The sequence below is a fragment of the Gordonia sp. NPDC057258 genome (assembly GCF_042668985.1).
In the GTDB taxonomy this organism is placed as follows: Bacteria; Actinomycetota; Actinomycetes; order Mycobacteriales; family Mycobacteriaceae; genus Gordonia; species Gordonia hongkongensis.
The window spans coordinates 17548-37728 of the sequence record NZ_JBHUXZ010000030.1; the positions used below are offsets into that span (position 1 = coordinate 17548).

The window sequence follows — 20181 nt, forward strand, 5'->3', positions numbered from 1 at the left end:
TCGCCGGGCGGTCGCGCGGCGGATTCCGGTGCTCACGGCCTGATCGGTAGGCTGACGGACAACATGCGCACACCGTCGAACATCCTGCTCCTGTGCTGGCGGGACACCCGCCACCCTCAGGGCGGCGGCAGCGAGACCTACCTGGAACGGGTGGGCGCCGAACTGGCTCGACGCGGCGCGAACGTCACCTTCCTCACGTCCGCGTACCCGGGGTCGCTGCGCCACGAGCACCGGGACGGCATGCGGTTCTTCCGGGCCGGCGGTCGGATCAGCGTGTATCCGCTCATGCTCGCGACCATTGTCGCGGGCCGGCTCGGGCTCGGCCCGCTGTCGGGGTGCCGCCCCGACGTCGTCGTGGACACCCAGAACGGTGTCCCGTTCTTCTCGTCGCTCGTCTCACCGGCTCCGACGGTCGTCCTCGTCCATCACTGTCATCGCGAGCAGTGGCCGGTCGCCGGCCGTCTGCTCGGCCACATCGGGTGGTTCCTCGAGTCGCGGGTCTCGCCGCGCGTCCATCGGCGCAACCGATACGTCACGGTCTCGACGCCGTCGAAGTCCGAACTCGTCGCGCTGGGGGTCGATGCCGGGCGGATCGCGGTCGTGCGCAACGGGATCGATCCGGTACCTCACGGTATCGAGGCGCCCGCGCGCACCGGGGCGTCGACTCCCGGTGTGCCGGTACGACTCTGCGTACTGTCGCGGCTGGTGCCCCACAAGCAGGTCGAGGACGCGTTGACCGTACTCGCCCGGCTGCGTCGCGACGGTGTCGACGCCCGTCTCGATGTCATCGGCGGTGGCTGGTGGTCGGACGAATTGCACCGTGCGGCAGCCGACCTCGCGGTGACCGACGCGGTCACCTTCCACGGCCACGTCGACGAGCGCCGCAAGCACGAACTGCTCGCCCGGGCCCGGGTCCACCTCATGCCGTCGCGTAAGGAGGGATGGGGCCTCGCGGTCGTCGAAGCCGCCCAGCACGGTGTCCCGACGATCGGTTACCGCAGAGCCGCCGGACTCGCCGACTCCATCGACGACGGGCGCACCGGGCTCCTCGTCGACGGTGTCGACGAACTGGCCAGCGCAACGAGGAAACTCATCGACAATCCGGACGAGGCGCATCGACTCGGCCGGAACGCGCAGACCACGGCCAGCCGCTACTCGTGGTCGGCGACCTGCGACGGGTTCATGGCGACGTTCGACGCCGTGCTGTCCGACTCGCGCCGCTGATCGCACGGACGCCGAGACCGACGAGTCCGGTGATGAGCAGCGCGGCCCATACGAGGTGCGCGCCGAGGGCGATCGCACGGTCGGTGGCGTCGGCGGACCGATCCACGACGTCGCCCACCTGATACAGCCTCAGATCCGGCCCGTCGAAGACGAGGCGTCCGGCGTCCGCGAGTTGGATAGGCGGAGAACCGTTCTCGACCAGCACCCACCCGACGCCGAGCTCGGCGAGCGCTACCGGTGACCCGCCGGACTCCAGCACCCGCGTCACCGCTGTGGCATGCTTCCCGGCCGGGTCGATCACCTCGCCGTCCACCCGGAGTTCACCGGATTCGACGACCGGCGCCCGCAGCATCCGCGCCGCTGGATCGAGCGATGGATCGCGTGCGAACGGATACTCGCGCACCGTGCCGGGAGGCCACAGGGCGACCGAACCCCGGTCCGGCGGCACGATCTCGGCGACCTGCCGCCACTCGTCGGGATAGTCGATCGCGCGCACCGCACCGCCGACCCCCCACGCCAGGTCGGGTAGCGGCGCGACCGCGAGCAGTGCGACCGCGGCGAACGCGAAACCCGACGGGACCCGACGCCTCGCCGCTGCAACGGCCGCGGCCACACACACCGCGACCGCCGGGACGAGAAGTGCGGCGAACTTCTGGGTGTCGCGGAGGAGCCCGCCGCCACCGACGTGCTCGACGACGAACCCCAGGCCGGTGCGGACCGGTCCGAAAGTGCTCAGCACCAACAAGAACGCGGTCACCGCCGCGAGGATGGCGATGGCGCGCACCAGCGGGTCCGACTCCGCGCGACGCCGCCACAGGTGACCGGCGCCGACCGCGACGACGAGGAGCAGGCCGAGGGTGGCCACCGCGGCCCACCCGATGGTCCGGCTCGCCGGCACCGCATCGGCGTTCCAGATCCCGCCCAGTGACAGAGCCGTACCCACGGGTCCGAGCCACGGCTCGGACCGCAGACCGAATGCCTCCACCCCGGCGGCCGCCGATGTGGTCGGGGCGTCGGAGATGGAAGCCGTCAGCAACCACGGCAGTGTGCTGAGGAGCCAGAGCGCGAGGACGGCCACCGTGGGTCGCAGACCGATCGGACGGGCCACGAGCGCCGTCGCCAGAGTGATGACGGCGAGGACAGAACCAGTGGGGGTCAAGCCTGCGACCGCGAACAGTCCGCCCAGTTGAAGAAGTTGGACGGTGCTTGCTCGGGGGTCCGGTCGCCGGGTGGCTTCGACTCGGCTCCTCGCTTCGCTCGGTGCCGGCTCAACCAGCGGAGTGACTCGGCTCCTCGCTTCGCTCGGTGCCGGCTCAACCAGCGGAGTGACTCGGCTTCTCGCTTCGCTCGGTGCCGGCTCAATCAGCCGGGCGTGCTCCCGCAGATCCAGAACCGCGACGAGAATCCACCCCAGTGCCGCATAACCCGCCAGCAGGCTCCAGTGGCCCTGGAGAAGACGTTCGGCGACAAACGGATTCCACACCCCGACGAGCGTGGCCGCCGCGGCACCGGTGCGCCCGGCGCCCGGGACCAGGCGAGCTGCCAGACGTCCGTACCCGACGCCCGCGCAGACCAGGGAGGCGGCGAGGGCCGCCAGCACGACGATCCCGCCGTCGACGACGGTGCTCACCATCGCGAGGAACCAGTCCTGCGGCACGGCGCGGGGCGGCAGGTCACCGATCCCGAGCGTGGTGTCCGTGACATGGGTGCGCGGCGTGGACACCGCATCGCGGTACAGCAGGTACCGGTCGCCGGCCCCGATCAGGCCGGGCAGCAGCGGTCCCAGGATCGCCGCGGCCGCAGCGACACCGGTGCCGTACAGAACCGGCAGCAGTCGTCGGGGAGTCACCGCGGCGAGCCGATCAGAAGTGGTGGGTGTCCGAGGGTGCGGGGGCGTGCACCGGGTCGTCGTCGTAGTCGGACTCGGTGATGCCGTACGACCGGGCCAGATCGAGAATTTTGGTCGCCCGCGCGATCCGCGGCAGGTCGGAGCCGTTGCGGATCTCGCCGCCGTCGCGCTCGAACTCGGCGAAGAACTCGCGCGCCCAGGTGATCTCGTCCTGAGAGGGGGACAGTCCCTCGTTGACCTGCGCGCACTGGCCCGGGGTGAGGCAGATCTTGCCGGTCATGCCGAACTCGGCGCTGACCGCGGTCGCCTCGCTGAGCTTGAGCGCGCTGGAACCGACCGTCGGGCCGTCGATGGCGCTGGGAAGGTGGGCGGCCTTCGCGGCGATCGTGAAACGCGAACGGGCATAGGCCAGTGTCTGCGGGTTCTCGCCGAAGCCGGTGTCGCGGCGGAAATCCCCGATACCGAATGCGAGACGGAACGTGCCCTTGGTGGCCGCGATCTCACTGATGCGTTCCAGTCCGCGTGCCGTCTCCACGAGCGCGACGATCGGCAGGCCGGGCAGTCGCTTGGCGGTCTCGGTGACGTGGTCGACGGACTCGACCATCGCCAGCATCACCCCGCCGACGGCGGTCTGCGACAGCGCCTCGAGATCATCGACCCACCACGGTGTGCCGAATCCGTTCACGCGAACCCAGTCTCCGGCGCCGGGGCCGGCCGTACCCTCCTTCGGCCCGAGCCAACGGACCACGTTGTCGCGCGCGGAGACCTTGTCCTTGGGAGCCACCGCGTCCTCGATGTCCAACACGACGATGTCGGCGCGCGAACGCGAGGCCGGCTCGAACTTGGCGTAGTGGGAGCCGTTGACCAGCAGCCAGCTCCGGGCCAGCACCGGGTCGATGCGCGAACCGATGTCGGTCGACTCGGCGTCGTAGGTGGGGTTGTCGTCGTACATCACGGTCTCTCGGTCCGGTGGACACGCGCGATCGGGGGGACCCGCGCTCGGCAACAGCCTTCCCATCGTTGCCTATGCCCGACTGCCCGTGCAAAACCCGGCTCGCTTACCTCGTGCCCGCCCCGCGCGAGACCGCCGCGGTGCGATCGGCACACTTGGTCCATGCAGCAGACGCGTCGGACGACGGGCACGGTCGGCGCCGTCGGGTCGGTGGCGATCGGGTCGATGGTGGCCAACGTCTGCATGTACGTGGTGCACCTCGTCGCGAGTGCGCACTTCCTCGACGTCAGCGAATACGGCGAGTTCGCGGTGCTGCTGTCGGCGATGCTCGTGCTGGGCGTGCCGGCGATGGCGCTGCAGAACGTCATCGCCCGGGAGGTCGTGCTCGGCGGTGACGAGGGACGGCTCCGCGCGCTGGGTGTGGTGACGACGTGCTGGGTCGTCGTCCTCACCGCCGTCGCCACCCCGCTGGTCGGGCTGCTGTTGCGCACCGACGTCGCGACGACGGCCGCAGCACTCGCCTCGGCGCCGCTGCTGGCGCTCATCGCCGCAGGTCAGGGCATTCTGCAGGGGCGCGGCGAGTTCCGAGCGCTGTCCTGGGTGCTGGCCGTCGTCGGAGTCGCACGATCGATGCCTACGATCGGGGCATTCGCCGCCGGCGCCGGGCCGGCCGGTGGGCTGCTGGCCGGGACGCTGGGTGCCGCCGCGTCGGCGGCCGTCGTCTGGCTCGTGGTCTGGTCGATGTCACGGTCCGGACGGCCGGGGCGGACGCCGTCGGGAGCCGCCGGGGTGCTCAGCGTGGTCCGCGCGTCGCAGGTCCAGTTGGTGTTGATCGTCGCGTCGTCGATCGACCTGCTGCTCTCGCCCCGGGTCCTCGACGCCGAGGAGGTCGGGGTGTACGCCCTCGGCGCGATCGCGACGAAGGTGGCCTTCTGGCTCCCGCAGGCGATCGGCGTCGTCTTCTATCCGCGTCTCGCCGACCCAGCACGGTCGTCGGCCTCGTTGCGTCAGGCGGTGACGGTGGTCGCCGGGATCGGGGTCGTCCTGACCGTGCTGGCGGGCGCGGCGGGCCCGGTCGTCCCGTTCGTCTTCGGGGACGGCTACGACGCCTTGGTGCCGATCCTGTGGCTCTTCGCCTACATCGGCGCCGCGCTCGCAGTCCTGCAGGTCGTTTTACTGTCGGCGATCGCGCGCGACCGGACGCGCGTGGCGCTCGGGACCTGGCTGGTCGTGGGCGCCGAGGTGCTGGTCATCGTCACCCTCACCGGCTCGGTGGTCGGGGTCGCGGGCACTGCGGCCGTGGCCGCCACGATCGCGGCGCTGGGGACGTGGGCGGTCGCGCGCTGAGTTGAGGTCGGACGTTGCCGAGTGCCCGAAGTTTCGGCAGTGTTGTGTCATGAGCGACAACGAGAGCACACAGGTCACTGTCCAACGCACGATCGAGGCGCCCGTCGACGCGGTGTTCGACGTCCTCTCCAATCCCGAACGGCATCAGGCGCTCGACGGTTCGGGTTTCATCCGCGGCGTGGACCACGCCGATCGCATCCAGCAGGTCGGTGACGTGTTCACGATGAACATGTCGGGCGACCACATGGGCGGCGGCTACAAGACCGACAACCATGTCACCGGTTACGCCAAGGACAAGCTGCTGGCATGGCAGACCGCCCCCGCCGGCACCGAGCCGCCCGGGTGGGAATGGCTGTGGGAGCTGGAGTCCCAGGGTCCGAACGAAACGCTGGTGCGCCACACCTACGACTGGTCGAAGGTCACCGACAAGAACCTGCTCGAGAAGGTCAAGTTCCCGCTCGTCACCGAGCACCAGCTGAACGACACCCTCGGCAGGCTCGCCGCCGAGTCGACGTCCTGACGGCGGTCCCCGTCACCCCGGTTGCTCGCCAACGGTTTCCGCGCCGCTTCGGCGCCGGAACCGGGCGGGCAGCCAGGCCGGATTGGTGAGTATCAACCCGGCCAGCAGAGCCACGACCCCGAGGACCCCGGTGCCGATGGGTACGAGCCGGCCCCAGATCAGGATCGGGGACGCGAGATCGTCGGACAGGTCCGTCATCCGGGCCTGCGTGTCGTCGTCGTAGCCGAAAGTCGCGCGCAGATGCGGCAATTCGAAGTCGGCCGGGACGCCGGGGATGCCGTCGGGGAAGCGGTACGCCTCGTCGACGGTGATCGTGGCGTCGACAATGGTGCCGGTCCGGGTGTCGACGGCGAGATCCCACGAACTCCGGTGATGGAGGCTCGCGGTCAACGGCCGGCTCGAGCCGCCGAACCCGAACCACGACGCCGGACGCGTGATCGAGACATTCGTGCCGACCGGTCGACCCAGCGCTTCGCGGGCGAGGTCGGTGTCGGGGACCTCGGCGCGGAACCGTGCGACGTCGCGACCCTGCACCTCGGTGTCACCGTCGTGGACCAACGGCACGGTGGTGCGGGTGATCGGGTCGAAGAACTCGCGGTCGGCGATCGCCGTGTCGAAGGGCAGCAGATAGGTGACGCCGCGACGGTCCGGGACGAGCACCGCGGCCTGACCGCTGTCGTACTGGATCTCCGACGCCCCGCGGGCGGCGAGTCGGGGCAGCGCGTTCTTCCGGTCCAGCGTGACCCGATCCTTGATGGCATTCACGGTCGCCTCGTTGCACGGTTGTGACGGGTCATCGGCATCGACACCGGGGCGCGGATCACCGGGGTCGACCTCGCGATCGTCGATGCGCAGCTTCTCGGCCTGGATCGACGTACCGGCCTGCAGCGTCACCCGGTGTTCGTCGGACGGCTGCACCGCCACGACGCGCTGCTGCCGGACGAGGTCGGCGCCGACGGTACGGGCGCTCCGGGTCTCCAGCGAGCACCGGTCGAAGATCGTCGCGTCGTCGGCCGTGGCGACGGTGGTGAAGTCGGTGCTCAGCGGGATCGTGCGGAACCCGCCGACGAGCAGGGTGGGCAGCGCGATCGTCACCGCGAGCAGGAACGCGCCGACAAAGATCAGCGTCGGTCCCGCGAGGTCCGCCGTCGACCAGCGATGGGGCTCCGGGTGCGACGAGGAGGACGGCGAGGACATGGTGGCGAGGGTACGCAACGCCTCCCGGCTACCCTGTCAGCAGCATGACCAGCACCGACCCCGGCCCCACCAGCCCCGCCACCGCCGAACCCGCAACGGGTTCCGCCCGGCGGTTCTATCCGCAGCTCGAGGGCATGCGGGCCATCGCCGCGATCGGGGTCCTGGTCACGCACGTGGCCTTCCAGACCCGCGCGGTCGAGATCCCCGTGCTGGGACCGGTCCTCGGTCGTCTCGACCTCGCGGTCGCCTTGTTCTTCGCGCTCTCCGGCTTTCTGCTCTGGCGACCGTGGGTCGACGCCGCGCATCGCGGGACCGGTCATCCGTCGGTGCCGCGGTACTTCCGCCATCGCGTCGTCCGGATCTGGCCTGCCTATGTGGTCGTGGTGACGCTGGTGATCCTGCTGCTCCCCGAGGCGCAGGGAGCGGATGCGCAGGTCTGGCTGGCGAACCTCACGCTCACGCAGGTCTTCGTGCCGCTGACACTGACCGCCGGTCTGACCCAGATGTGGAGCCTCTCGGTCGAGATCGCCTTCTACGCACTGCTGCCGCTCATCGGCTTCGCTCTCCTGCGGCTGCGCGGGAGCCGTCTGCGGGCGCGGGTGCCGGCGATCGTCCTCCTCGGTGCGCTGAGCCTCGGCTGGGCCTGGGTCGGCACCTCGCTGCCCGTGGCCGACGGCGTGGAGACCAAGAACTGGGTGTTCGGCCACCTCCCGTGGTTCGTCGCGGGTCTGGTCCTGGCCGAGATCGCCGGAGTCCTCGAACGTGAACCGGAATCGGGTTCTGCATCCGGGACGTCGGGGACGGGCCGCTGGATGGCGGGAACGATCCGCCTCAGCGCGAACCGCCCGCTCATGCTGGGCGTCCTCGTCGTCGCCTACGCGCTGGCATGCACCAGGATCGCCGGCCCGACCGGTCTCGGCGCGGTCACCGAGATCGAGTTCGCCACCAAGATGGTTCTCGGCGCGCTCTGCGGATATGCGCTGCTCGCCCCGCTCGTCTGCAACGACGGGCCGTTCCGCATCCTCACCTCACGCGTGATGCTCGCGCTCGGGAGGTGGTCGTACGGGATCTTCATCTGGCACGTCGCGATACTGGCAGTGGTCTTCCCGCTGTTCGGCATCGTGCCGTTCAGCGGCGACACCCTCCTGGTGCTCGTGATCACCCTCGGGCTGTCGATCGGCGTCGCTGCGGCGAGCTATGCCTTCATCGAAGAGCCGGCCCGGAACTGGTTGCGCAACCGCGAGAATCGTCGTCGCCACCGTTCGCGCCACGACGCGGCCGACGCCTTGTCGTCGTCAGGCCCGTCGTCGTCAGGCCCGTCGTCGTCAGGCCCGTCGTCGTCAGGCCCGTCGTCGACGGCCGACCAGAACACCAGCCACGCCGTCATCGACACCGCCACCAGCGCCGGTAGCTGAACCCGCCATTGCGACCCGTGGTACCCGCCCGAGGCATGCCAGGGGCCGGCCGCCAGCCCGATGGTCGCGGTCATCATCGCCACGAATGTGATTGTGACGCCGGCTTTCTGCGGTATCGCCACGGCGAGGGTGCCGACCACGACGGCGGCCATGAGTCCCCACCAGCCGGACACCAGCCACGCCGCGGCGAACACCGCACCCCCCGCGGCGAGCACGCTGCCGCGCCCGGACGGAACCACGACGGGTTCACCGGCCCGGGTGCGACGCGCCGACGGCCACCACGCGGCGACGAGCAGCAGCGCCATCAGCGCGAGCCCGATCACCAGCGCCCACCGGTACAGCGAGTCGAATCGGAAGGTTAATTCGATGGTTCCGCCTGCACCGGCGGGGACGACCCACCCCTGTTGCCACCCGTCGACGACGACCGGCCGTAGCTGCGCGCCGTCGAGGTGCGCCTGCCACCCCGGGTTGGTGCTCTCGGGCACGACGAGCAGTCGTTGCGCACCGGCGTCGACCGTCACCGCTCGCCGCGCCGGCGACCACTCGGTCACCTCGGGGGACGTCGACGCGGGCGCCGAGACCGGATCACCGTCCACCAGCGACAGGGCGTCGACGGTGAAGGCGTCGCCGGGATTGACCGACACCTCCTGCTGGCCGGCGGGCAGCACGAGCCGGCCGCCGCCGCACGGGCGCCCGGCCACCGGCTGTCCGCTGCGCAGCTCGGACGCGGTGGCGCGCACGGACATCCGGACGACCTGACCCGCGACGGTCAGGCCGATCCCGGCGTCGCAACCGATCTCGACGATCCGCTCGGCGTCCGTACCGGTCGCCTGCGACGGGAACACCTGCACCTCGGCGATCCCCGGTGGTGCGGGACTGGCGAATCCGAGGCTGTTGACGTCGATCAGGTCGGACTGGGCGCGGATGGTGATCTCGACGCGGTCGGTGACCGCGGGATCGAGTCGTACGACGCCGTTCTCGTCGACCTCGCGAATCTGTTCGCCGGTCCCGAGGTCGACCGCGACCTCGGTGGGCGCGGCGGGATACCCCCGCGGGGCGGCGATCGTCAGCGACTCGACCCGCTGTTCGCGCGGGAGGTCCAGGACCAGGGTGGGAGTGTTCTCGTCGGTTGCTGCGTCGTCATCTGTTCGACCGTCGCGCGCCGGGGATGACCGTTCGTCCGGGATCTCCGGTGCGGTCCACGACGTTCCGGGGTCGCCGTCGACGGCCGCCGCGGGCCCGCCGCGAGGATCGGTCACCGGGCGGGGCCCGCGCGCCGTGACCCGGTCGTCCTCGGCGAGAAGCCGATCCAGAGCATCGCCGGGTCGGGGTCGCAGGATCGCGGTGGGGGAGACGGTGACATCCGACGGCACCGAGAGTGCGCGCCCGAACACCGCCGACGTCTCCGGCGAGAGTGCGAGACCCGGTGCGCACCTGGTCATCTGCCGCTCGGGGTCGGAGACGCACGACGCGCGCCCGGACAGCTCCTGGTACAGCAGCCACTGGGCCACGTCGGTGCCGGCCTCGAGTTCGGGCAGGACCACGCGGTGGCGGATCCGCAACGGCGTCGCGGTCCGCAGATCGGAGACCGTCACCTCGCCGAGCGCGAATTGGTTTCCCGCCGTGCCGTCGTCGGTGCGGAGCGCGCGGATCTGGAGCCAACCGGTGGGGCCGCTGGGGGCGGTCACGGTGACCGGTTCGCCGGGAGCGAGACCGGAGACCACCGTGCTGCCCGCCTCGGTGGTGATCAGCGCACTCGTGACGTCAGGTCCGAGCGCCTTCGCGGTCGTCAGGGTCACCGCGAGATCGGTGCGCGGCGTCGTGAAACCGATGCGCATCCATCGTCCGACCGCGGTCTCCAATCCGCCGCTCACCCAGGCGCTCTGCGGGTTGCCGTCGAAGGCCGCGGCCGCCGAGTTGGCCGGCGAGGTCTGCCCGGGCTGGACCGCGTCCGCCGCCGATCCCGACGTCGACACCTCGACTTCGCCGCTCTCGTTGTCCAACAACCATTCCCCGTGGACCAGTGGTTGGCCGTCGACGGGGTAGTCGGCGACGGCGTTCTGTGTCCGACGCGGGTCCGACGGCGACCTGATCGCCGAACTGTGGTCGTCGACGCGGCCGAAGTCGGTCTCCCGGTCAGCGGGTGTGTCGGTCACGATCAACGGGCCGTCGACGATCCCGGCGCGGCGGGCGTCGGCGTCGAGCACGACGGGTCCGAGCGGGGGAAGTCCCTGGCGTGCGCGGACGTCGGCCAGTTCGGCGATCGCCTCGGGCCCGCCGGCAATGCGGGGGAGCCCGGTGGTGTCGACGAGTCGCGGACCGGTGCCGGTCGTCGGCGCGCCCGGTTCGCCGACGGCGTAGATCTGCACCGCGGGCATCGGCGGCCGTAGACCGTTGTCGCGCACCACTCCTCGGACGCTGGGTGGCCCGATCGGCGGACCGAACCCGGCGACGCGACGGAGCCCGGGCGACTCGTCGAGTGCCTGTTGCGCGAGCAGCGGGCGGGCCGACCGCGAGGTGTCGGGGTCGAGATCGGCCCGGAGGACGACGAATCCGATGCCCTGCCCGGCGAGGGTGGTGGCGAGACCGGGCGATCCACGGCCCGCGGCGATCTCCCGTTGTACGGAGTCGAGGGCGCGGATCGCGCCGGGCGGGGTGAGCGGGATCGCGTCGCGGACCGCCCACGGGGTGTCGGACAGGGGTTGCAGCGGTTCGTCGCGGGTGAGCCCCCAGAGCTGGTCGGCGAACGGGGCGCCGGGGACGACCAGCGCGCGGGCGGGCGGGGCGCCGTCGTCGCGTTCGCTGTGCTCGGCCAGCCAGTCGGCGGTCTGCTGCCAGTGGCGTGGAATCGCCTGGTACGTACCGTCCGGCGCGAGCTGACCGGTCCACATCAACGACCCGGCGCCGATCACGGCGACGAGCAGGACGATTGTCGCGGCGACCGGTCGCGACCGCTGGGGCTGGGCGAAGGCGGAGAGCGTCTCCCGGCGACTCGCACTCCCCGGCAGCGGAACCCGCGCCAGGAGATGTGCGACACCGAGGACCAGCGGGATGCGGAGCAGCGGCTCGAACTTGTGGATGTTGCGCAGCGGGGCGCCGGAGCCGTCGAGGAAGACGCGTACCTGCTCGGCGACCGGCGACCCGAGTTCACCCGCGTAGCCGACGCACATCAGGACGAGGCCCACGCCCAGGATCGCGACGAGACGGCCGCGGAACGGCATGTGCCGCATGCACAATCCGGCGAGCCCCGCGGCCGCGATGGTGCCGGTCGCCAGCACCGCGGCGGGCTGGGTGACGAGCACCGCCCCGGCGACGCGCTCCGGCGACACGAACGGCGTCCACGAACTCGCCCCGCGCAGCACCTCGGTGAGCGAGGTCCACTGCGTGGTGACCCGGGACGACTCGATGTAGTCCAGGAACGGCGGACTCACGCGCGACAGGATCAGCAGCGGGACGAGCCACCACGCGCACGCCAGGGTCAGGCCGGCGGCGGTCGAGGCGCCGAACCGCCACCAGCGTCGGTCGCGCGGACTGTGCAGCAGCCACCACAGGGCGGCGACGCCGAGCGCTGCCAGTGTGGCGACGGCGTTGACCGCGCCCATCAGCGCGACCGCCGCCGACGCACGCGCGGCCTCCCGCCACAGCGGGGCAGCGTTCTCCGCCCGGGTGTCGAGCGCCCGCACCACCGGGATCAGCACCCACGGGGCGAGCATCATCGGCAGGGTCTCCGACGAGATCGAGCCGAGGGTGGTCAGGACCCGCGGGCTGAGCACGAAGACGGTGGCGGCGATGATCCGCGATGCGGGCGAGCCCAGCCGCAGCATCTCGGCGAGGCGGACGATGCCGACGAAGCCGACGGTGAGCAGCACCGCCCACCAGAGGCGTTGCACGATCCACGGCGGAACGGCGAGAAGGTCACCCAGGGCGAAGAACGCCCCGTGGGGGAAGAAGTACCCGTAGGCCTGGTTCTGCACCTGCCCCATCGGTGCGTTCGGCGTCCACAGATGTGCGGCGCGCGCGAGGAACCCGAGCGGATTCGCGGTGAGGTCGAGTTTGGTGTCGGCGGCGATGCGGCCCGGTGACTGCAGCAGGCAGATCAGCAGCGAGATCGCGCCGACGACGGCGATACCGCGTCGGCTGAGTACGGACTGATCCGGTGGCGGAGGCGGGGTACTCAGTTGCGGCTGCTGTCGATCAGGAGACGCCGAGACCGGCGGCGTCGTGGACGGGTCAGTTGGTCTCGCCGGCTCCGCCGCGCGAACCGTAGTCCACCGAACCCTGGACGAATCCGTTGTTCGGGCTGATGTTGTTCAGATCGGTGGACGGGCTGTTCTCGGAGGCCAGGAACCCGCCGAGGAACACCGCGCCGAGTCCCACCAGGATGCCGGCGACCCCGGCGACGGCTCCGGCGACAAGGCGGTTGTTGGTCATGGCGATGAAACTACCATCGTCCGAGTCCGTTTCCGGGTGACACCCGCTGACACCTGCGGGTGCACCGTGTCGAGCTCAACGTCCGGAACGCACTTTCGTGAGGGCGCGATCCCACAACAGACGCACGCTCGACTTCACCATCTCGGGTTTGTCGACGTCGCGGCTGAGCAGCATCGTCGACGTCGCGATCGTCTTGGCAGACGCCTTGGAACGATGTCCGGAGTCCAGGTGGGGTTGCGGGTCGTACTCGATGATCAGCTGGATCGCCTCCGCGCGCGCACGCCCGGCGATCTGCTCGGCCAGCCACAGCGCGAGGTCGATGCCCGCGGACACACCGGCCGCGGTGACCAGGTCGTCGTCGGGCGCGGCGCGCACGATCCGCTGGTCCGACACCGGCTTCGCGCCGTGCAGCGACAGCCCGGCCATCGACGACCAGTGCGTCGTGGCCGGCTTCCCGTCGAGCAGACCGGCTGCGGCCAGGATGATCGAACCGGTGCAGACCGACGTCGTCCACTGGGCGCCCGGCCGTACGGCACGCAGCCAGTCGAGGACCTTCTCGTCCTGCGAGGCGGCCAGGAAACCGGGACCGCCCGGCACCAGGACGACGTCCGGCGACGGTGTCTCGTCGAACGAATGCGTGGCTCCGACGACGAGCACGCCCGAGTCGGCGACGACCGGCCCGGGTTCGTGCCAGACGAACCTCACCTCGGTGTCGGGCAGGGCTCGCAGCACCTCGTAGGGGCCGATGAAGTCCAGCGCGGTGAACTGCGGGTAGAGCACGATCGCTATCTGGGTCATGGATGCCTTTCGGGTCGTGGGTTCTCGGGTGTGCGTCTAGCGGAAGGTGCGGCGGTACTGATCGGGCGGCACGCCGAGCCGGCGGACGAAGGTGCGCCGCATCGTCTCGGCCGACCCGAACCCGCACCGGGTGGCGATCACCGGCATCGTGTCGTCGCCCTGGGTGAGTGCCCGGCGGGCGGCGTCGGTCCGGACCCGTTCGACATAGGCGCCCGGCGCCTCACCGGTCTCGTCGGTGAAGATGCGGGAGAAATGACGCGGGCTCATCGACGCGTCGCGGGCGAGATCGTCGACGCGGTGCACCCGGCCCGGCTCGGCCTCGATGCGTTCCTGGATCTCGCGGATCGCCGTGCGCCGGGCCCGAGGCATCCACACCGGCGGGGCGAACTGGCTCTGACCACCTGGGCGCCGCATGTAGAGGACGAGCCACCGCGCGACGAGCTGTGCGAGCTCGGTGCCGTGGTCCTCCTCGATGAGGGCCAGCGAGAGGTCGATACCGGCGGTGACGCCCGCGGAACTCCACACCCGGTCGCTGCCGCGCACGAACAGGGCCTCGGCGTCGACCTGGATCGACGGGTATCGCTCGGCGAGCAACCCGGTCACGGCCCAGTGCGTCGTCGCGCGTTTGCCGTCGAGGAGGCCGGCCTCGGCGGCGAGGAACGCGCCGTTGCACACGCTGACGACGCGTCGTGCCCGTTGCGCCGCCCGTCGGATCCAGTCGACGAGGTCGGGGTCGCGGGAGGCGTCGTGGACGCCGGTGCCGCCGGGCAGGATCAGGATGTCGAGCGGCTCGGCCGGGTCGGGCAGCGGCTGCGCGACGAACTCCAGCCCGACGCCGGTGCCCACCGGCAGACCGGACTTCGACACCAGCCGCAGGTCATAGCGGACCTGCGCGCCCTGGTCGGCAAGGGCATACGACGCGGTGGAGAACACGTCGGCCGGACCGGTCACGTCCAGGGCCTGCACCCCGGGGTATCCGAGGATCAGCACCGATCGAGTCATGAGGACATCGTTTCCGACCCGCACCGTGGCGTCCAGGCCATGCATCCCACAGATCAGGACACAGCTTTGCTGGTTGACCCGGACCGACCCACTGCTGGTTGAGCCGGGCCGACCCACTGCTGGTTGAGCCGGGCCGACCCACTGCTGGTTGAGCCGGCTCCGAGCGCAGCGAGGCGCCGTGTCGAAGCCACTTGGTGACCTCGACTAGCTCGGCCGTCAGGTGGGGACGCTCGGCCCGGCGGGTGTGCCGCCCCCGAGCGGAGCGAGGCGCCGTGTCGAAGCCACTTGGTGACCTCGACAAGCTCGGCCGTCAGGTGGGGACGCTCGGCCCGGCGGGCGCCCCGCCCCCGCTGGTTGAGCCGGCTCCGAGCGCAGCGAGGCGCCGTGTCGAAGCCACCCCCCGCTGGTTGAGCCGGCCCCGAGCGAAGCGAGGCGCCGTGTCGAAGCCACTTGGTGACCTCGGCAGAGATCCCTGCCCGGCAGAGATCCCCTACAACGTGACCTGCGGTTCCTTCTCGCACTTCGCGGGCACGATGAACACCGGCCGATGGCAATGTTTGAGGACCCGCTCGGCGACGCTGGACCGCAGCAGTGCCTTCAGTCCCGACGCCCCGCGGGTTCCGGTGACCAGGAGATCGACGTCGAGCGCTTCGGCGGCGGCGACGAGCGCACCCCACACCGTCGACTCCACCTCCACGAGCGATCCGCGCGCGGCCAGTCCGCACTCGGCGGCGAGTGTCACGCCGCGCTCGTTGATCGAGGCGGCCTCGTCTTCGAGCGCCTGGTCGACGCCGGCGTCGAGTTGGGTGTCGATGAACGGCTGCATCCCGCCGGCGAGGGTGGACATACGTGCCGGCGTCATGCCGCCGGGCTGCCAGGCGGTGACGACCACTGCGGATTGCGCGCGGAGAAATTGTCCGGCGTAGCGAATGGCGCGGTCGGCGTTCGGGGACCCGTCATAGGCGATCATCAGTGTTTGTGCGGCACTGTTGCCGCCGCTACCGCGCCCGGCGGTGGCGGACCCGGACGAATCGGACCCCACGTCCATTGGCTCAGACTACATGCCAGACTCGTGCCATGGGCCCAACTCGCAGACCCCGACGGATTCGTCGCGAAGGGATCCGTGACAACTGGATCCGGAATGCGATGACGACAGGGACGGTCGCCGTACTGTGCGCGGCGCTGGCGGCGTGCGCGTCGTGGACGCCGGACTCACCGCCACCGACTCCCTCGTACTCGGCGTCGTCGCTCGCTTCGACGTCTTCGTCGGCGTCGCCGACGACCGTTCCGGTTGCAAACAGTTGTGGCGCAAGCGAACTCGCGAAGCTCTCCGTACGCCAGAAGCTGGCGCAGCTGATCGTCGTCGGTGTCACCGGGGCGGCCGACGCGCAGCAGATCGTCGAGAACGAGGAGATCGGCGGGATCTTCGTCGGGAGCTGGACCGACAAGGCGATACTGACAAGCGGTGCGGCAGCACGTATTTCGCAGAACTCGCCGATCCCGCTGATGGTCACCGTCGATCAGGAGGGTGGTCGGGTGTCGCGCCTGTCCGCGCTCGGTATCGACCACGCGTCGCCGCGCGAACTGGCACAGACCAGGACGCCCGAGCAGGTGCGGGCGATCGCGGCCGATGTGGGCCGCAAGCTCAAGCGGCTCGGGGTCACCGTCGACTTCGCTCCCGTCGCCGACGTCAGCGACGAATCGGACAACGAGGTGATCGGCGACCGGTCCTTCAGCAACGACCCGGCCGTCGTCACCGAGTACGCGGGCGCGTACGCCGCGGGATTGGCCGACGCGGGAATCACGCCTGTGTACAAGCACTTTCCGGGTCACGGACACGGGTCGGGCGACTCGCATCTCGGCGTTGTGACGGTTCCGTCGCTCGCGGAGCTGCAGGACAGCGACCTCGTGCCGTTCCGGACGCTGTTGCGCGACCCGGGGACCGCGGGCGCCATGGTCGGGCACCTGATCGTGCCCGGTCTGACGAAGGGACTGCCCGCCAGCATCAGCCGGCCCGCCATCCGAATGCTGCGCACCGGCGTCGGCTACGACGGTCCGCGGTTCAACGGCGTCATCTACTCCGACGACCTGTCGGGCATGGCGGCGATCAGCGCCCAGTACCCGATCGAGCAGGCGGTGGAGAAGTTCATCCTCGCCGGCGGCGACATCGCGCTGTGGCTGTCGACCGACCGTGTCTCGTCGGTGCTCGACAATCTCGAACGCGCGGTGTCAGCGGGTCGCCTGGCGCCGGCACGACTCGACGACAAGGTCGTGCGAATCCTTCGATCCAAGGGTGTGGTGAACTGTTGACCTGCTGAGTCCCCCGGCGCCGACGGTCTGAATGGGGTTTCACCTTACCGATTGGTAAGTTGTTGATATCGTCGGACGGAACAGAAGTCGTGAACGGAGGTGGCGGTCATGTCGGGCGGAACCAAGCGCCTGCCCCGCGCGGTGCGCGAGCAGCAGATGCTCGATGCGGCCGTCAAGGTGTTCGCGCAGAACGGTTTTCGCGAGACCTCGATGGACGCCATCGCATCCGAGGCGCAGATCTCCAAGCCGATGCTGTACCTGTACTACGGCTCGAAGGACGAACTGTTCAGTGCGTGCATCGCCCGTGAGTCCGGTCTGTTCATCGACGCGATGAGCGTCGGTTTCGACCCGTCGCTGTCGCAACGTGAGCAGGCCGTCACGGTGATCCGTGAGTTCCTCCGCTTCGTGCACGAGCACCGGCAGTCCTGGCGGGTGCTGTACCGCGTCGCCATCGGCACCGCCGGTTTCGCCGGCATCGTCTCCGAGAGCCGCCAGCGGGTCACCGAGATGGTCGCCCAGCTGATCAAGGCGGGCACGACCGTCGAGGTCGACAGCGACATCGACTTCGAACTCACCGCCGTCGCGATCGTCGGCGCCGCCGAGGCCGTCGCCGACCGCATCACGGAGGGTGACGTCGACCTCGAGCGGGCCACCAGCCTCCTCGTCGGCATCACCTGGCGCGGCCTGAAGGGCGTCGGTACCGACGCCTGAAGTGTCGACACCTGAGGTGCAACGCAAACGCTCCCGCGGCCCCGCTTCCTATCCGCTGATTGGATCCAATAAGCGGGACGGAAACGAGACCGCGGGAGCGAAAGGCGAGAGCCCTCAGCCCTCCCGCGTCGTCGCGGTGAGGTGCGGGAATCCCTTGCGGCGGTCGCGGATCGCGATGTCGAAGTTGCCCTTGCCGTCGATGCGACGGGTGTAGAGGTTCACCTTGGCCGGCAACAGGATCGGCTTGCCGAACCTGACGTCGTAGGTCACGGCGTCGGGCAGTTGCGCCTCCACGTTCGCGACAGCTGCTGCGGCACTCCACATCCCGTGGGCGATGGCCTTGGGGAAGCCGAAGGCCTTCGCCGGCAGGTTGCCCATGTGGATCGGGTTGCGGTCGCCCGAGGCGGCGGCGTACTCGCGGATCCGCTTGAGGTCGACGGCCAGGATGGCGTCCGGCGGCGGCGGGGTCTTCGACTTCGGTTCAGGACCCCGCGGCTCGTCGGACAGGCTGGTGCGCTGCTGGTTCAGGAACGTCGCCGTCTGGGTGGTGACGAGTTCCGATCCGACGCGGATCTCGCTGACGACGTCGATCAGGATGCCCTTGCGGTGCTCGCGCAGGTTCTGTGCATGCGTGACGATGTCGAGCGGCTCACCGACCTCGATGGGCCGCGAACGTTCGATGGTGTTCGTCATGTGTACCGAACCGACGGCGCCGAACGGGAACTCGTCGGACGTCATGAGCTTCATGACGACCGGGAACTGCAGCACGAACGGGTACGTCAGCGGCAGGGTGCCGCCGAACCGCTGCCCGGTCGCGTGGCAGTACGCCTGCAGCGCAGTCGAATCCACCCGCACGCCGTCGAGTCGGTAACGCGTCTCGGGTGCGGTCGCGTCGGCCGGCACCCGTGGCGGCTTGCCGATGCCGGGCAGCAGCGCGGTGACCGCCTTGCCGTACAGCTCGGCGGTGCCGGGTGCGGACGGGAGGGTGATCGTCTTGCCCATCAGGCCCCCAGGAATCCCTGGCCGCAGACGCGGACCACATTGCCGGTGATGGCATTGCTCGCCGGGTTGGCGAAGTAGGCCACGGTCTCGGCGACGTCGACGGTCTGGCCGCCCTGCTGCAGCGAGCTCATCAGGCGGCCGGCCTCGCGGGTCGCGAGCGGGATGGCCGCGGTCATCTTGGTCTCGATGAAGCCGGGTGCCACCGCGTTGATGGTGATGCCCTTCTCGGCGAGGATCGGCGCGTAGGCGTCGACGAGGCCGATGACGCCGGCCTTCGAGGCGCCGTAGTTGGTCTGGCCGCGGTTGCCCGCGATGCCGGCGATCGACGAGACGTCGACGACGGCGCCGCCCTCGCGCAGCGCACCCTTCTCGAGCAGCGTCTCGACGAGGGTCTGCGGTGCGATGAGGTTGACCGCGATGACCGCGTCCCAGCGGGAGTCGTCCATGTTGGCGAGCAGCTTGTCGCGGGTGATGCCGGCGTTGTTGACGATGATGTCGATTCCGCCGTGCCGCTCGAGGGCGTGCTCGGCGAGCTTCGCGCCGGCGTCGGCCGCGGTGACATCGAGCGGGAAGGCGGTGCCGCCGACCTTGTTCGCCGTCTCCGACAGCGCGTCCCCGGCCTGCGGGACATCGGCGGCGATCACGTGCGCGCCGTCGCGGGCAAGGACCTCGGCGATCGTCGCGCCGATGCCGCGGGCGGCACCGGTGACGACGGCGACCTTGCCCTCGAGGGGCTTGTCCCAGTTCTTCGGCGCGGTGGCGTCGGCGCCGCCGACCCGGATGACCTGGGCGTCGACGAAGGCCGACTTCGCCGACAGCACGAAGCGCACGGTCGACTCGAGGCCGGTCAGCCCGGTCTTGGCGTCGGGGGAGACGTAGACGAGCTGGACGGTGGACCCCTTCAGGAGTTCCTTGCCCAGCGAGCGGGTGAAGCCCTCGAGTGCTCGCTGCGCGACGCGCTCGGAGGGGTCGGTGACCAGCTCCGGCGTGGTGCCGATGACCAGGAACCGCGCGCAGGCCGCGGTCGAGCGCATCGCGGGCTGGAAGAACTCGAAGAGCTGACGCAGCTCGGCGGGAGTGGTGATGCCGGTCGCGTCGAAGACCAGGCCGCCGTACTTGTCGGCGCTGCGCCCGGTCGTGGCGTTCTGGATGAGGTCGTAGTCCTCGGTCGAGAGCATCTCGCGAAGCGGTTCGACGAGCCGGCCGGACCCGCCGAGCAGCACGGGGCCGGGCAGCGGCGGCTCGGAGGCCTTGTAGCGCCGTAGCGGCGGCGGGACGGGCAATCCGGCCTGCTTGGCGATGAATGCGCCGGGCGCGGAATGGACGAAGCTCGAGTACAGGCCAGTGTTTCCGTTGGCGGCCACGTTGATCTCCTCTGACTGTCGTTCGACAACGAACTTACTAATGAGTAAGAATACGCTAT

15 protein-coding genes and 1 pseudogene are annotated in these 20181 nt (G+C 70.3%); 6 read left to right on the plus strand and 10 right to left on the minus strand.

Annotated elements, in window-relative coordinates:
• Positions 1–63 precede the first annotated feature (63 nt).
• Positions 64–1224 (plus strand): glycosyltransferase family 4 protein, encoded by a 1161-nt coding sequence (locus ACFUEJ_RS18425; RefSeq protein WP_388031021.1) that lies wholly within the window; start codon positions 64–66, stop codon positions 1222–1224.
• On the opposite strand, the gene ACFUEJ_RS18430 is transcribed toward ACFUEJ_RS18425, so the two are convergent.
• Both ACFUEJ_RS18430 and ACFUEJ_RS18435 read right to left on the minus strand, forming a co-directional pair.
• On the minus strand, positions 1181–3073 hold the full coding sequence (locus tag ACFUEJ_RS18430) for a hypothetical protein (protein ID WP_388031024.1): 1893 nt from the start codon (positions 3071–3073) through the stop codon (positions 1181–1183). The two genes, ACFUEJ_RS18425 and ACFUEJ_RS18430, sit on opposite strands and share 44 nt — an antisense overlap.
• Positions 3074–3086: 13 nt before the next feature.
• Positions 3087–4025: a CoA ester lyase gene (locus ACFUEJ_RS18435; RefSeq protein ID WP_165630773.1), complete on the minus strand. Its 939-nt coding sequence runs from the start codon at positions 4023–4025 to the stop codon at positions 3087–3089.
• Positions 4026–4187: 162 nt separating this feature from the next.
• Here ACFUEJ_RS18435 and ACFUEJ_RS18440 point away from each other — a divergent pair, with 162 nt between their 5' ends.
• Together ACFUEJ_RS18440 and ACFUEJ_RS18445 are read left to right on the plus strand one after the other, a co-directional pair.
• Entirely contained in the window at positions 4188–5372 is a 1185-nt protein-coding gene (locus ACFUEJ_RS18440; RefSeq protein ID WP_280360250.1) for a polysaccharide biosynthesis protein, read from the plus strand.
• A 49-nt stretch (positions 5373–5421) separates the two neighbouring features.
• Entirely contained in the window at positions 5422–5892 is a 471-nt protein-coding gene (locus ACFUEJ_RS18445) for an SRPBCC family protein (RefSeq protein WP_280360249.1), read from the plus strand.
• 12 nt (positions 5893–5904) lie between these two features.
• On the opposite strand, the gene ACFUEJ_RS18450 is transcribed toward ACFUEJ_RS18445, so the two are convergent.
• Positions 5905–7089, minus strand: a complete 1185-nt coding sequence (locus ACFUEJ_RS18450; protein ID WP_280360248.1) for a DUF3068 domain-containing protein — start codon at positions 7087–7089, stop codon at positions 5905–5907.
• A 44-nt stretch (positions 7090–7133) separates the two neighbouring features.
• Here ACFUEJ_RS18450 and ACFUEJ_RS18455 point away from each other — a divergent pair, with 44 nt between their 5' ends.
• On the plus strand, positions 7134–8504 hold the full coding sequence (locus ACFUEJ_RS18455; RefSeq protein ID WP_388031029.1) for an acyltransferase family protein: 1371 nt from the start codon (positions 7134–7136) through the stop codon (positions 8502–8504).
• A 2111-nt stretch (positions 8505–10615) separates the two neighbouring features.
• Here ACFUEJ_RS18455 and ACFUEJ_RS18460 read toward each other — a convergent pair.
• From ACFUEJ_RS18460 to ACFUEJ_RS18480, 5 genes and pseudogenes are all read right to left on the minus strand, one after another.
• A pseudogene (locus tag ACFUEJ_RS18460) lies at positions 10616–12682 on the minus strand (DUF3367 domain-containing protein); the annotation flags it as partial.
• Between the two features lie 52 nt (positions 12683–12734).
• Positions 12735–12935, minus strand: coding sequence for a DUF2613 domain-containing protein (locus ACFUEJ_RS18465; protein WP_004023745.1), 201 nt, complete (start codon positions 12933–12935; stop codon positions 12735–12737).
• Positions 12936–13010: 75 nt separating this feature from the next.
• Complete coding sequence (locus ACFUEJ_RS18470) at positions 13011–13733, minus strand: DJ-1/PfpI family protein (RefSeq protein WP_211539478.1); 723 nt, start codon at positions 13731–13733, stop codon at positions 13011–13013.
• Positions 13734–13769: 36 nt separating this feature from the next.
• The gene (locus ACFUEJ_RS18475) at positions 13770–14735 is read right to left on the minus strand and encodes a GlxA family transcriptional regulator (protein WP_211539479.1); all 966 of its coding nucleotides are present in this window, start codon (positions 14733–14735) and stop codon (positions 13770–13772) included.
• 490 nt (positions 14736–15225) lie between these two features.
• Positions 15226–15783 (minus strand): universal stress protein, encoded by a 558-nt coding sequence (locus tag ACFUEJ_RS18480; protein ID WP_065630349.1) that lies wholly within the window; start codon positions 15781–15783, stop codon positions 15226–15228.
• A 98-nt stretch (positions 15784–15881) separates the two neighbouring features.
• Between ACFUEJ_RS18480 and ACFUEJ_RS18485 the strand changes: the two genes are divergently transcribed.
• Together ACFUEJ_RS18485 and ACFUEJ_RS18490 are read left to right on the plus strand one after the other, a co-directional pair.
• Positions 15882–17045 carry a glycoside hydrolase family 3 N-terminal domain-containing protein gene (locus tag ACFUEJ_RS18485; RefSeq protein WP_065630350.1) on the plus strand — a complete coding sequence of 388 codons (1164 nt, stop codon included), beginning with the start codon at positions 15882–15884 and terminating at the stop codon, positions 17043–17045.
• Between the two features lie 108 nt (positions 17046–17153).
• Positions 17154–17756 (plus strand): TetR/AcrR family transcriptional regulator, encoded by a 603-nt coding sequence (locus ACFUEJ_RS18490; protein ID WP_058252311.1) that lies wholly within the window; start codon positions 17154–17156, stop codon positions 17754–17756.
• Between the two features lie 114 nt (positions 17757–17870).
• On the opposite strand, the gene ACFUEJ_RS18495 is transcribed toward ACFUEJ_RS18490, so the two are convergent.
• Both ACFUEJ_RS18495 and ACFUEJ_RS18500 read right to left on the minus strand, forming a co-directional pair.
• Positions 17871–18758 (minus strand): MaoC/PaaZ C-terminal domain-containing protein, encoded by an 888-nt coding sequence (locus ACFUEJ_RS18495; protein WP_137809637.1) that lies wholly within the window; start codon positions 18756–18758, stop codon positions 17871–17873.
• On the minus strand, positions 18758–20122 hold the full coding sequence (locus ACFUEJ_RS18500; protein ID WP_058252221.1) for a 3-oxoacyl-ACP reductase: 1365 nt from the start codon (positions 20120–20122) through the stop codon (positions 18758–18760). Before ACFUEJ_RS18500 ends, ACFUEJ_RS18495 begins: the two co-directional genes overlap by 1 nt.
• Between the last annotated feature and the right edge of the window lie 59 nt (positions 20123–20181).